Annotated in this window: 15 protein-coding genes; 5 read left to right on the top strand and 10 right to left on the bottom strand. The window is 37.2% G+C overall.

Translation table 11 applies throughout. The features are described 5' to 3' along the window. Positions 1-252: 252 nt before the first annotated feature. Positions 253-726, top strand: coding sequence for a YkyB family protein (locus HNR53_RS01320; RefSeq protein ID WP_184521777.1), 474 nt, complete (start codon positions 253-255; stop codon positions 724-726). 128 nt (positions 727-854) lie between these two features. Here HNR53_RS01320 and HNR53_RS01315 read toward each other — a convergent pair whose 3' ends face one another. Beyond that, a complete protein-coding gene (locus tag HNR53_RS01315) occupies positions 855-1,760 on the bottom strand; it encodes a chemotaxis protein (RefSeq protein ID WP_184521774.1) in 906 nt (301 codons plus the stop codon). Positions 1,761-2,169: 409 nt separating this feature from the next. Between HNR53_RS01315 and HNR53_RS01310 the strand changes: the two genes are divergently transcribed. Next, positions 2,170-3,324, top strand: a complete 1,155-nt coding sequence (locus HNR53_RS01310) for an aminotransferase A (protein ID WP_184521770.1) — start codon at positions 2,170-2,172, stop codon at positions 3,322-3,324. A gap of 43 nt (positions 3,325-3,367) precedes the next feature. Here HNR53_RS01310 and HNR53_RS01305 read toward each other — a convergent pair whose 3' ends face one another. The 4 genes from HNR53_RS01305 to HNR53_RS01290 form a co-directional block, all read right to left on the bottom strand. Next, a complete protein-coding gene (locus tag HNR53_RS01305; protein WP_184521766.1) occupies positions 3,368-3,550 on the bottom strand; it encodes a hypothetical protein in 183 nt (60 codons plus the stop codon). A 68-nt stretch (positions 3,551-3,618) separates the two neighbouring features. Further along, a complete protein-coding gene (locus HNR53_RS01300; protein ID WP_184521763.1) occupies positions 3,619-4,497 on the bottom strand; it encodes an NAD(P)-dependent oxidoreductase in 879 nt (292 codons plus the stop codon). Between the two features lie 116 nt (positions 4,498-4,613). Further along, a complete protein-coding gene (locus tag HNR53_RS01295; protein WP_221452169.1) occupies positions 4,614-5,075 on the bottom strand; it encodes a hypothetical protein in 462 nt (153 codons plus the stop codon). Positions 5,076-5,180: 105 nt separating this feature from the next. Then, positions 5,181-5,447 carry a phosphocarrier protein HPr gene (locus HNR53_RS01290; protein WP_184521760.1) on the bottom strand — a complete coding sequence of 89 codons (267 nt, stop codon included), beginning with the start codon at positions 5,445-5,447 and terminating at the stop codon, positions 5,181-5,183. A 285-nt stretch (positions 5,448-5,732) separates the two neighbouring features. Between HNR53_RS01290 and HNR53_RS01285 the strand changes: the two genes are divergently transcribed. Next, positions 5,733-5,921, top strand: a complete 189-nt coding sequence (locus HNR53_RS01285) for a YkvS family protein (protein ID WP_184521757.1) — start codon at positions 5,733-5,735, stop codon at positions 5,919-5,921. 159 nt (positions 5,922-6,080) lie between these two features. Here HNR53_RS01285 and HNR53_RS23080 read toward each other — a convergent pair whose 3' ends face one another. Then, positions 6,081-6,197, bottom strand: coding sequence for a DUF6254 family protein (locus tag HNR53_RS23080; protein WP_221452168.1), 117 nt, complete (start codon positions 6,195-6,197; stop codon positions 6,081-6,083). Positions 6,198-6,422: 225 nt separating this feature from the next. On the opposite strand from HNR53_RS23080, the gene HNR53_RS01280 reads away from it, so the two are divergent. Beyond that, complete coding sequence (locus HNR53_RS01280; protein WP_184521754.1) at positions 6,423-7,037, top strand: CPBP family glutamic-type intramembrane protease; 615 nt, start codon at positions 6,423-6,425, stop codon at positions 7,035-7,037. A 240-nt stretch (positions 7,038-7,277) separates the two neighbouring features. Here HNR53_RS01280 and HNR53_RS01275 read toward each other — a convergent pair whose 3' ends face one another. Together HNR53_RS01275 and HNR53_RS01270 are read right to left on the bottom strand one after the other, a co-directional pair. Beyond that, entirely contained in the window at positions 7,278-8,324 is a 1,047-nt protein-coding gene (locus tag HNR53_RS01275) for a hypothetical protein (protein WP_184521751.1), read from the bottom strand. Between the two features lie 241 nt (positions 8,325-8,565). Next, positions 8,566-9,006, bottom strand: coding sequence for a MarR family winged helix-turn-helix transcriptional regulator (locus tag HNR53_RS01270; protein WP_184521748.1), 441 nt, complete (start codon positions 9,004-9,006; stop codon positions 8,566-8,568). A gap of 285 nt (positions 9,007-9,291) precedes the next feature. Here HNR53_RS01270 and HNR53_RS01265 point away from each other — a divergent pair, with 285 nt between their 5' ends. Continuing rightward, positions 9,292-9,633, top strand: a complete 342-nt coding sequence (locus HNR53_RS01265; protein WP_184521745.1) for a hypothetical protein — start codon at positions 9,292-9,294, stop codon at positions 9,631-9,633. A gap of 195 nt (positions 9,634-9,828) precedes the next feature. Here HNR53_RS01265 and HNR53_RS01260 read toward each other — a convergent pair whose 3' ends face one another. Both HNR53_RS01260 and HNR53_RS01255 read right to left on the bottom strand, forming a co-directional pair. Beyond that, positions 9,829-12,147 (bottom strand): thiamine pyrophosphate-dependent enzyme, encoded by a 2,319-nt coding sequence (locus tag HNR53_RS01260; protein WP_184521742.1) that lies wholly within the window; start codon positions 12,145-12,147, stop codon positions 9,829-9,831. 23 nt (positions 12,148-12,170) lie between these two features. After that, positions 12,171-13,175, bottom strand: a complete 1,005-nt coding sequence (locus tag HNR53_RS01255; protein ID WP_184521739.1) for a 2-oxoacid:acceptor oxidoreductase family protein — start codon at positions 13,173-13,175, stop codon at positions 12,171-12,173. Positions 13,176-13,734 lie beyond the last annotated feature (559 nt).

The raw sequence follows: 13,734 nt of genomic DNA, 5'->3' as shown, positions 1-13,734 counted from the left end.
AACTTCTCCCTTACAAAAAAATGTCAATTAACATGATCATACCAAATATTTGTCATCATGGTGATTTTTTTATCTTCATCTAATAGAATCCCCATCCTCTTGAAACTGTTTCCTCTGTTGACTTTCTTAAGAATGTATTTTCTTTTGTACTCAAAAAGGGGTATAATAAAATTAGGGTAATTTAACTAGGAAATAAATGAATTCATAAAAAATCAGATTATTTCATCAAATATTTTGAAAGGAGTCTTGAAATTGACTGGTAATCAGAATCAATCTTCCTATCCTCAATTAAAGCCAACAATTGAAAACCTCTCACAAGCGATCTTCATTGTTAACCGGCACGCTAAAACGGCACCCAATCCAAAATATTTATATAAACTTAAGTATTCAGCTCTTCATAAACTTATTAAAGAAGGCAGAGCAAAGAAAGTCGGACTTCACTTTTCTAATAATCCAAAATACAGCCAGCAGCAGTCAGATGTATTAATTTCTTGTGGCAAATATACATTCCACCTTCCGCCGTCCAAAAATGATTTTGCTGAACTTCCGCATTTAGGAAAGCTGGACAGTCATGTAAGAAATCCAAAAACAACCCTCTCATTAACACAGGCGAAAAAGCTTCTTACTACATATACCGGAATGACAGAAGATGATAAAGCAGATCATGCTGCAAAGAAGAAATATACAAAACCAGTTTTTAAAAAACTTGGAGAAAGCTACTTTTAATTTCAATACGTACGTGTATCCTGCACTCATCTGCGGGTTTTTGACGTTTGTCTGGAGCCGCTTTATACCATTTATCAATGAAAAAAAAGCCGGGCAGCCGGCTTTTTTCTGTTGTAACGAGAACATTCTTATATTAAAAACTGGTCAATTAATTGGACTAATTCCGCTATTTCAGGTTTACTAACTTGAGCATCGGCACCAACTTTTTCCCCTTTATGGCGCAGGTCATCGGTAATTAATGAAGAAAAAATAATAATGGGCAGTTTGCTTAATTGACTATGTTCCTTTATCTTTTTCGTTAAGTGATGACCATCCATCTGCGGCATTTCAATATCGGTAATCACAAGCTGAACTTCTTTTTCCAATTCTTTTCCCTCAGCCAGCAGATTTTCTAAATATTCAAGGGCATCTTTTCCATTTTCAAAAAACTCCATATATTTGAATCCAGCTTCTGTTAACGTATCATGTAAAAGCTTGCGAAGCAGCGGCGAATCTTCAGCAATCATAAGATGTTTATTTGAGCGATCACGCTTTTCAATCTTCTGCACACGCTGTAAACTTATACCTATCTCCGGATTGATTTCGACAACGATTTTTTCAAAATCTAAGAGCAAAATCATTTCTCCGTGTAATTTAATAACCCCAATGATATGACTATCAGAGCTTTGATACATTTCAGAAGGTTTTTCAATTTGTTCCCAGGATATCCGATGGATCTGGGAAACGCTATGAACATGAAATACTATTTTCTGTTGATTAAATTCAGTAACGATAAACTTATCTTTCTCAGGTGTATCTGATGGAGGAAAGCCGATAGCCTTCGCCACATCCACAACTGGAAGAACTTCACCCCTTAATTCAATGATCCCTTCCACCTGAGGATGGGTTTGCGGAACCTTCGTTACAGGGAGGGGATTTATGATTTCCCTTACTTTAATTACATTGATTCCAAACTTATTATTGTCAATACCAAATTCAACGATTTCTAATTCATTTGTACCTGTTTCAAGTAAAATCCCTTGTGTTTTACCCATAATAGTTCAACCCGCCTATCATTTTTTGAATCTATACCATTACTATACCATGAAAGGGAAACAAATCAGGACTTTTTTATTACTTTCCTCCAATAAAATGGATACGAAACATCCGTTGAAACTGTGGTACACCTCTTTTTGGGTATTCATTTTCATTTTTCCACTTCTGCATTAATAATAAAAATATTCAAAGGTTTCGTATGATGCAGAAGTCGACTGGGATTATGGCTATTAATATAACGTAGAAACAGAAAAAAGACAGACACTTAAGTGCCTGTCTTTTTTCTGTTTTATTTAAGACCTGATTCGGTCAATATTTATCCAAAAAATATCTTCTGCTGCTCCGCCCTATTTTATTTAGCGGCTGTATACGTTAAAATAAGTTTATTGTTTTGGGAGGGTGAATCGTGTGGAACATTTAATTAATCGTAAAGTTAAGGAGATCGAAATATCAGGCATCCGAAAATTTTTTAATATGGTGGCAGGAACGGAAGGGATGATTTCCCTGACAATCGGTCAGCCTGATTTCCCGACACCGTTACATGTGAAAGAAGCCGGCAAACGGGCTATTGATGATAACTTCACATCCTATACACATAATGCAGGAGATTTAAGACTTCGTCATGCCGCAGCAAACTTTATGAAAAAAAAATACAATCTGGATTATGATGCAGATTCAGAGGTCATTGTAACAGTCGGTGCAAGCGAAGCCATTGATATCGCTTTCCGCACTATCCTTGAAGAAGATACAGAGGTCATTTTACCAGGACCTGTCTATCCGGGGTATGAGCCAATTATTAAGCTTTGCGGCGCAAAACCAGTCTATGCTGACATCAGGGAAAATAATTTCCGCTTTACCGCTGAAATCATTGAAAAATATCTGACAGAACGCACCCGTTGTGTGGTTCTGCCGTATCCATCTAATCCTACAGGGGTCAGCCTCAGTAAAGCAGAACTAAGCCGAGTAGCAGAGTTGCTTAAAGACAAGGATATTTTCATTCTTGCCGATGAAATATACAGTGAATTGGTATACGATCAGCCCCACGTTTCCATTGCTTCTTTTTTAAGGGATCAAACCATTGTCATTAATGGATTGTCAAAATCACACTCCATGACTGGATGGCGCATAGGGTTGCTATTTGCTCCCGCTGCCATAACAAAGCATATATTAAAGGTACATCAATACAATGTAACATGTGCGGCCTCAGTTGCGCAGATAGCGGCGATAGAGGCACTAACTGCCGGTATGGACGATTGCCTCCCAATGAAAGAAGCCTATTTGGAACGCAGAGATTACGTTTACAGCCGCTTAATCGATATGGGGCTGCAGGTAGAAAAACCTGACGGAGCTTTCTATTTCTTTGTCAAAATACCAGATCAAGCGCTGTCCTCCTTTGACTTCTGTCTTTCATTAGTAAAAGAAGAAAAAATAGCTGTCGTACCCGGCAGTGCTTTTTCCAGCTTCGGTGAAGGCTATTTCAGGCTTTCTTTCGCCTCCGATATGGAAACATTAAAAGAAGGATTAAATAGAATCGAATCCTTTATCGAAAAAATGCAGGCCTAATTTTGGCCTGCATTTTTCTTCATTAAACGGCGTTTGAAGTATTTTATAAACCGCCTTTATATTTCCCGGCATTCTTGGATGCCTTTTCCTTCTTTGCTTTTTCTTTATGAATTCTATTGGCCTCAGCGCTGCCGAATTCATGAGCGAACTCCTGATTCAGGACTGCTGAGTCAAAGCCTTTTTTATTTTTCTGCTGCGGATCATTCTTCTTATTTTTTTTCGCCATCCAAAAAACCTCCTGAATAGTTTTTCTTCTAGGTTAGTATGATTCGCAGCTTCTTCCATTATTCCGCTCTATTTCTTCCAGTACTTATAGAGTGCATGCGTCCCGCTGTTTTCTTCCCCATTTTCCGCTAATCTAACATACATATTTTTCGCCAATGAAAGACCAGGGGTTTCCATTCCCATTGACTCCGCTTCCTGTAACGCAATATTCATATCTTTAATAAAATGTTTGATGTAAAATCCTGGCTCGAAATTCCCCTCTATCATTCTCGGAGCCAAATTGGACAACGACCAGCTGCCTGCTGCCCCCGAGGTAATGCTTTCCAGTACCTTTTCCGGGTCCAGACCGGCCTTTTCGGCATAAACAATCGCTTCGCATACGCCGATCATATTAGATGCTATCGTAATTTGATTACACATTTTTGTATGCTGCCCTGCCCCTGCTTTTCCTTGATAAACAATATTTGTCCCGAGATGCTGGAAAAGCGGTTTTAGTTCCGCGAAAACTTCTTCATCTCCGCCAACCATGATCGATAGCTGGGCTTCCTTTGCCCCGATATCTCCGCCGGAAACCGGTGCATCAACGGCAAAAATGTTCTTTTTCTTTGCCTCACTGTGTATTTTAACGGCTAAGGTTGGAGTAGAGGTTGTCATATCAATGACATATGTATTTGGTTTTCCATTCGTAATGATCCCCTGCTCCCCTAAATAAACTTCTTCGACATCTTTTGGGTAACCAACAATGGTAAAGATCACATTACATTTTTCAGCTATTTCTTTTGCTGAATCAGCCCACTCTGCCCCCTGTTGTAATAAATCTTCTGTTTTTTCCTTTGTCCGATTATACACGCATAGCGGATAACCTGCCCTCAGCAGATGACCTGCCATACTTTTCCCCATTACTCCTGTTCCGATAAAACCAATAACCGTATTTTCTCTTGCCAGCATGAAACTTCTCTCCCTTCATCGTATATGATTAGTTTAACAACACAATGTTGATAGGTATACTTTTTATGGAAAAAACAGTAAATAAAATTCATCTCATGATGGATGACTCTTTGTGATTACATTTGCGATGTGAAATTAGTTAAGTATGTTTTGGCAATCACTTCTTCATTACTTGTAATTTCTACTGAAACTGCCTGCTGTTCTGAGATCATCTTGTTAATGTCAAAAACATGCAAGTCTTTCAGCAGTGGAATCGGGTCCATATAGATAAAGGATGACCTGCCATTTTCAACCTCTAATAATTCCCCGTTGAAAATTTCTGTTTCTCCATATATAATTTCCTCGCTACCCAAAGCGGATGCTAATCTTTTATTGTGAATGTGAACCTTCACCTTATACATTTTCTCCGTTGTAAAAACCTTTTCATTAATCTTAAAGCGGAACTGCAGTTCATTTTTATTTGTCAGCAGTACCTCCGCATTTCGGTTAATAATCGCCGGTTCGTCCTTTATCGTACACCCCACAAGAGTATAAAGACAAAAAAAAGCGATGATGAAGCGTAATTTGACTATATTCATGGCTGACTCCTCCTTACCACCACCTTTTCCCTTATAAACATTTGCTAAACCTCGATAATAAAAAAAGAGACTGGCTGTAATACACCAATCTCCTGATCATCCCTTTTATTCCGCTAATCCTTCTTTTACCATTAATTCCTGCAAAGCGGTTAATGCTTCATTTTCATCATTGCCATCAATCATAATTTTAATTTCTGCACCCTTGCCAATTCCTAATGACATCACACCCATAATTGATTTTAAGTTCACCTTCTTGTCTTTATATTCAAGATCGATATCAGAAACAAACCTGCTTGCTGTTTGCACTAGCAGTGTTGCCGGCCGAGCATGAATTCCTGTATCGGAAATTACCGTAAATTGTTTTTCAACCATCTTCATCAAACTCCTTCAATAAATGTTCAATCGTACAGCTATATGTATTCCTGCCTAAATTTAATCAAAACGATTATTCAGATCAAGATTTACCATTGATACTATACCATACCATGCAATACATATATATATTAACAAAAAATTACACAGCAAATACAGTATCCTTTATCGCAATGAAAAATAATTTTAATAATATCGCTGAAATTTTCAATAAAATCCTTTACGGACAGTGAAAAGTAGTGCAGAATGTTTATTAACTTCAAATACTGAGGAGTGATGACGATTTTGAAAAGGGCAGAAGTAGGCAATATTATAGAATTTAGAGAAGGCTTACAAGGAATAGTAGAAAAAGTATATGAAAACTCAGTAATCGTTGATTTAACTTATATGGAAAATTTCCAGGACCTACAAATAGAATCCAGGACCGTTGTCAATCATAAAAACTATAAAATCATTAGAGAGTCGGCTGGCTAATCTTTTCTTTCACTTACAATGCATCGCAAAAAGGATTTTCTTTGGAATGATCATTCTCTGCTTATTGTCCGAAAAAAAGAAAGCCGGGCAATAAGCAGATTGAATACATTTATCAAATCCCTCAATGATAACAGACCTCAAATGACTCTGCTTTTCCTCTTAGGAATCTCTTACTTCATTTGCCAATTCCTTTAATGACTTTACTTTACCATGTGGTTTTTGATCCTGTTTTCTTACTGACCATGCTCTTTCTTTCTCGTTTTTTTGTTTCGTCATATACATCTTTCCTTCCATTTGAATAGTTAAACAAACCATGGCTGCTGGTCACAAATAGGATTCACCATTCTTATACTTTTTATCCGGTTAAGATTTTAGCTGCTAAAAGTGCTGGTAAAAGATTATTAAGCATAATTAAAATTCAATGAATATGTCATTACACTCCTATCTTATTGAACTTTTTTTTGTTAAAATGATAGTTGTCTACAAGGAAGGGGTATCGCAGTGAATAGACTTTCGATTGATATCCGTTTAATCATCGGTTTAGTCATCGCACATCTTTTGATGTATCTTACTTTTCAGAACAAAGCTACTTTCTGGTATATGTTTACAGCAGCCATGCTGCTGTTAATGAGTTATGCTATTTTCCATCTGAAAACAGATGATAAATGCTCTGTTCTATCATATAGTTTCTATGGTGTTGCTTCTGGAATCGTTCTTTTTGCTTTGTTTTGGCTTGGAAACGTGCTTATTGGTTTCTTTCATTTACCTTTTAACGGTGAGATTTCCAGTCTTTATCGATCTTATTCACCTTCACAAATTTGGCATTATATCGTACTCTTCTTATTTATTATTCCAGGTGAAGAGTTATTTTGGCGCGGTTTTGTGCAAAAAAAACTGTCTGCCACAAAGCTAAACATCAAATACAGTGTCCTCTTAGCTGCCGTATTATATGCTTCTGTTCAGCTTTATTCAGGATACTTTATTCACTTTTTTGCTGCGCTCATTGCCGGACTGTTTTGGGGATTTTTGTATGCATGGAAAAGAAACATGCATATGCTGATCATTTCTCACTTAGTTTTTGATCTGTTCACTTTCGTTCTACTTCCGTTTAGATAGGAGGATAAGATTACTTTATCAAATTCGCCGAGGCGAATTTGCGCCCGATTTTTTTCGAGCTCGCTCGAAAAATTTCCTTTGAAAAATCGAGGCATCTGCCGGAGGCTTAACTTCATTCAGCATGGATTTGAACCCCCACTGAATTGGAAAGCTTTTCTGCATTCATCCCTTAACTTTAGAAGTGGAGGACTTCTGCTGAATAAAGTTAAGCAAACAAAGGTGCAGACGAGGTCTGCACCTTTAATTTTCTAGATGATTATCTGGTTTCATCCACAATAGTAAGATAAAGATCATACTGACATAGCCGAAGAGCGGATACAAATAGGATAGAAGGCGGCTGTACTCAAATAAGCTCAAAATATAAGTGACGGAAAAAATTACGGTAACGGTAACCATTTTGGGCAGCGATACATATTGCTTTATTTGTTTTTCCAGCCCGAATACATTACCAATAATTGAAGTGAATATTTCCCCATAAATAACGAGGATAAAAATCCAATATAAGCCTGACGCCAAGTTCCTCATAATGACAGCCATAGGAATTTCATATGTTGTAAAATCTGGAAGCATAATCAAAGTTAAATGTCCTGCTATCAAAATAACCGTTAAAGCTGCCCCTCCCAATATTCCGCCCCTTTTAATGATCCTTTCATCTTTAATCTCCGAAGCAACCGGTACTAATACTGCTTGAGCAAGAGATAAATTAAACGCCGTATAAGAGAATGGAGCAACTACAACCTTCCATCCGTCTTCTACATAAGGAATATACAATAATTGATCGAGAAAATGCGGCAGTTTAACAGACAAAATCATCAGGATAAAGCTAAACGTGATCATAAGCGGAACCACAAATGTATTAACAGCAAACAACGCTTTTATTCCAACTATCATGACAATATATGATAATATAATCGTGATTAACACGCCGATAAGCTTTGAAAACCCCAGCTGCTCTTGAAACACGGCTCCTGCCCCCGCCAGCATAACAGCACAGACCCCTATCAGCATTAGCATCAATAACAAGTTAATCACTTTTCCAAATGTTTTTCCAAAAAGGTATTCGTTAAATTCTTCATAGGATTTCGCCTGGATACGGGCTGACAGTACCATTAATTTCGTGCCAAGAAAGATGAGGATATATCCTGACATAAGCATGCTAATTAAGCCGATAAAACCAAATCTGGAGAAAAATTCAACAATTTCCCTTCCTGTTGCAAAGCCCGCTCCAACAACTGTTCCAACATAAACAGCAGCTATTTGGATCGCAGCTCCCCAATTTGTTTTCACTTGCTCACCCTCCCTTCCTTCACTATATGATCAGAAGGACAAACAAAGACGAGCTTTTTTGCTTTATGCCGTAATTATTTACATCCTTTACTTTCCAAACAAAAAGCACATCTTTATTGAGAAGATGAGATGTAAGTTTAAATGGATAACGTTAAAAAAGGAGTCATCACGACTCCTTTTTTGAACTTGTGGCAGAAGTGAATCAATTTGACACTTCTGTTATTTTGCTTATTTTACAGAACTAATATTTTTTTACGGATAATCCAAGCTTCTTTAATATTTGAATGGCTGTTTCTTTTTCATCCTCAGATAAAGCAGACATGATTCTGTCAATTTCATTTCGATGAGAAGGAAAGACCTGTTCAATTAGTTTTCTTCCCTTTTCCGTAATTTGAGCAAAGGTAACACGTCTGTCATTTGGGCATGCCACCCGGACAATATACTCTTTCTTTTCCAGCTTATCAATTACATATGTCATGCTCCCGCTGGCTAATAATATTTTCCCGCCAATCTGCTGCAGAGGCTGGTCCCCTTTATGATAGAGCAGCTCAAGCACGGCAAATTCCGTTGGATTGAGGCCGTAGCGGTGAATTTGTTTATTTACATGCTCATTAATCGCACGAAAAGCGCGGGATAGGACAATATATAATTTAAGTGATTGATCCTGCGGTTCTAAATCCATGTTTTACCAAATCCTTTATTTAATAATAATATATTTAAATTCACTTTAATATTATACTATAAGTAAATATATTATATTAAATTATAAGCATAAAACAAAGTAAGATCCATGTCAATTTATCGACAATTCATCCATTTCAATGCCGTAATAATATAAATACACAGATATGTAAGCGCTTTATCAATTCAAAATAATGTAACATTTTCGTACCCAATTCGACTTATTTCTATTTTATAATAAAATCGGCATAAAGATTATAAAGCCGTTTTACTAGGGGGAAAAAACATGAATCAAATCAATTTTAGCGATTTTTATCAAAAGGCACTCATACCAATGGGAAAGAATGAACAGAAAAGAAGCGTTCAAATTGATAAAGACTGGCGAGCTGCACCTTTGACTATCACACATTTCTTAATCGCAATAGAAGGGAAGGCGGAAACAACCGATGCTGAAAAATACCACTGGAAAGTTTCTATTTACCTCGCTGATTCTGAGGGAAGCTTTTACAGTGAAAAACCCATTTATCATTCAGAATACTATAAATCCATTCATTGCGCCTTTTCAGCAGCAAGAAAGCTTGAAGAAGCAGGAAAGGCCGGACACCTCCTCGCAAGATACTTCCATTAAACTATCCTCGCATTCCCTTCACCCGCAGTGCCTCCTTTTCGTAGTTCCTGTGATTAAATACACACATAGTGTTTAAATAGCATACATAAAAGAATAAACGATATCCTTCCAATTTCACTTTGAATAGTATTACATCCTAAACCAAACAAAAAATCGAGACTCCAGCAATTAGGAATCTCGATCTTATTATTATTATTATAGATATGGACTTTCATGTTTTGCTTTAAGTTGATTCCAGCGGCGTTCTACTTCTTTCTCGAACTCTGCAACAAGGGCTTTGTTTTCTTCTTTTAACAAGTGTTTTGTTTTACCCATGTATTTTAACCATTCTGTAAGTTCAATACGTTTATTTTTATCCTCTGGATTATAAGTGATGGTTGTAACACCTTTTTCCACTTCATAAAGAGGGAAGAAACATGAATTAACAGCAGCATCTACAATCGTTTGACCTAATGTTTCATTGGATTTCCAGTTCAACGGACAAGCAATCAAGATTTTTCCATATACTAGACCTACATTATTGGCATACCATTGTGCTTTGGCACCTTTTTTCACAAGGTCTTGCGGGTATGCTTCTGAACCCGTAAACACATATGGAATATTTGTTGAAGCCATAATTTGAGCTGTATCTTTATGATGGAAAGCTTTACCTGCTTGGTATGGTCCAACACCAGAAGTACTTGTCATATGTCCTAGCGGTGTAGAATAAGATAATTGGCTTCCTGTATTCATGTAACCTTCATTATCATACTCCACGATGATCATTTTGTGGTTACGCAGGGCAGCACCAATTGCCGGTCCCATACCGATGTCCATACCACCGTCACCAGTTACCATAACGAATGTGAAATCATCGCTTAATCCAAGTGCCTTGAATTCACCACGGCGTTGTCTTTCGTGGAACATTTCAACAAGCCCAGATAATGTAGCCGCACCGTTTTGGAATAGGTTATGAATATAAGTTGCTTTATGTGAACTGTAAGGATATCCAGTTGTAACGATCATTGCACAGCCTGTGTGGAATAATGTAACAATGTCCCCTTCAATTCCTTTAAAGAATGTTTCTAAACCAGAGAAGATACCACATCCAGGGCATGCTCCGTGTCCTGAAGAAATACGTTTTGGTTTTTTCGTTAACGCTCTTAGCGGCGGAATCTTAACTTTTAATTCACCAGTTTCTTCATTAGGAGTTACTGAAATAAGACCTGTACGTAAATCTTCTTTTTTCAATGGTTCGATGCGACGCTTTGGTGCTAATTCTGGATTACCAGGAGTGTGACCAAAATAATCAAATGGTACTTCCACTTTGCCGGCTTCAACAGCATCGATCGCTAATTGGAAGAACTGTTCTGCTTCATCAGCATAGAAGTCTTTTCCGCCTAAACCAAAGATACGTGTAATCACTTTTGTTTCACTGTTTCCGTAAGTATGAAGTGCTGCTTTTACTTCCATAGACATGTTACCGCCGTGTGCACCGTAAGAATCGCCACGGTCTCCGACTGTAATAGCTTTTACATTTTTCAATGCTTCAGCAAGTTGTTTTTGCGGGAATGGACGAAGGATATTTGGAGAAATAACCCCTGCCTTAATTCCTTTTGCACGTAATTTATCAACAACACCTTTAGCCACTTCTGTAGCTGAGTTTAATAAGAATACAGCTACTTCAGCATCTTCCATTCCATATTGGTCAAGAATTGGATATTCACGGCCTGTTAACTCAGCAAATTCTTTTGAAATTCTCTCGAAAACTTTCTCTGCATTATACATCGCTTGAGATTGTTGATAACGGTTGTTAATAGTATCAGGCTCATTCATATAAGCACCGATTGTTACCGGATTATCACGGTCTAAAGCATGCGGGAATTCTGTTGGAACTTCGCCGACAAATTTGCGAACTTCATTGCTGTCTTTAATAACTTGTAAACGTCTCTTTTGGTGTGAAGTAAAGTATCCGTCATAAGATACAATAACCGGTAAGCGGACTTCTGGATCTTCCGCTAATTTAATTGCCATGATATTCATATCATAAACAACTTGCGGATCACGAGCCATTAGAATTGGCCAGCCAATATTTAATGCAAAGTATAGGTCAGAGTGGTCACCGTGGATATTTAACGGGCCAGAAACTGAACGGTTTACTAAGTTTAATACCATTGGCATACGAGTTCCGGATTGAACTGGTAATTGTTCAAGCATATATAAGAAACCATTGGCACTTGTGGCATTGAATACACGGCCGCCGCCTGTAGCTGCACCGTAACAAATTCCTGCAGAACCGTGTTCACCGTCAGCAGCGATTAATTTAATATCATGTTGTCCTCTTGCTTTCATTCCATCAAGGAATTGAGCTACTTCAGTAGAAGGAGAAATTGGGTAGTATCCCATAATATGATAGTTAATTTGCGCTGCAGCATATGCTGCTACTTCATTACCTGATTCAAATAAAATACTTTGTTCTACTTTACCTTCTGATAAACCTGCTTTTTCTTTATCTATAATAATCTCTTTAGACATTTTCGTATTCACCTTTCTTTCAATTATTTTACAAGTTCAAATAAATGTGGTACGCGGTGGGCATCTGCATAGCCGTCATTTGTTTCAGCAGCACTTTGCAGGGCATCTGTCGGACATGCTTCAACACATTTTAAGCAGCCTTTACAATATTGATAATCAATTCCTTTAAGGAACATTTGCGGACGGCCTTTTTTATCCGGTTCTTCATTCCAAACAAAGCAGAAGTCAGGGCAAGCTGTATCACATTGTGCACAGTTGATACATTTTTCCTGATGGAAATGAGGAAGCATACCAGAACGTGAAATACTTAAATCTTTGAAAATATTATTTCCTGAATCCATAACAAGTCCACCGATTGGCTGTGTTTCATATCCTAAAACAGGCTCAGGACGAACAAACGGCTTAACAACTACATCTGGACCTACTTCAAATGTTTTAAATTCAACCTCATTGTAACCGCGATCAAATGTACGAATATTTGATTCTACTAAATGAGGATATTTTTTTTCAAAAGTACGGCGAATAGTATCTCTCATTGCATCTGCATCTAAGAAATCAAGAATTCTAAAGATTGCTCCAAGCATCGCTGTGTTTACTTTTGTTTTTTCTTCTAAAGCAATTTGCGTAGCATCTACAACAGCTACGATACCGCCCTCAAGTTTTGCTAATTCTTTCACTTCATCTGGAGTTCTTTTTGTATTAACTAAAACAGTAGTATCTGGATACATACCGCTTGTAGGGTTTTGTGTTCTAAATAGCGCATCATGGAAAACCGCTACTACATGCGGGCGCTCAACAGGAGTTGTATCACGAATTTGAGTGAATGGGTCACAGAAACGAATATTCCCTTTTACTGGTGATCCTTTTTTCTCAGAACCATAAGATGAAAAGCTAAGTCCATTAAAACCACTTCCAACTACCCCAGCTTCGGAAAGTAATTTACCCGCTAAGTTTGCTCCTAATCCTCCAATTGACTCAAGGCGGATTTCAAAAAATCCCAAATCGTTTGTTTTAGGTAAAACAGACATTGTTATTCTCCCTTCTATTATGGAAAGCGAGTACCACTTACTAAGTTGCCGCATTTTCTATTAAACAATGCTTTTCAACTCAGCCTGGCAGCTATCCCCTCTGACTAATATGAAATACTAGCTCTATTACTTTTGTTTTGATTGCTCTCTAATAATATAAAATAATATTACAAGTATCTGTGATAAAAATCAAACATATTTTAAAAAATTTATAGTACAGTTTATTATTTTGGTAAATAAATCTATTAAATACGCGGTAGATAAGCGTTTTCATATTATATAACAGATTATTCCCACCGCTATAACACTATTACAGTTTAAGCTTTTTAACCCTATATTGAACATAAGTCCTGTATCATAGAATAATATCAATATGTTTGTCGAAACATGACTTTTATTTCCTTATCAGTTCTCCTATTTTAGTTTGGCAAATTACAAGGAAGTAATATTATCAATATTTAGATAATTTATTTGTATTCTATTTATATGTTGAATTTTGTCTGAGCCTATCGACCTATTCGATTATGAACACTGGAATTTGGATAAAAAAACAAGGTCC

The organism is Bacillus benzoevorans, from assembly GCF_014207535.1.
Lineage (GTDB): Bacteria > Bacillota > Bacilli > Bacillales > Cytobacillaceae > Bacillus_BD > Bacillus_BD benzoevorans.
Note: the sequence above shows the minus strand (reverse complement) of the source record. Positions and strands in the feature narration are given on the sequence as shown.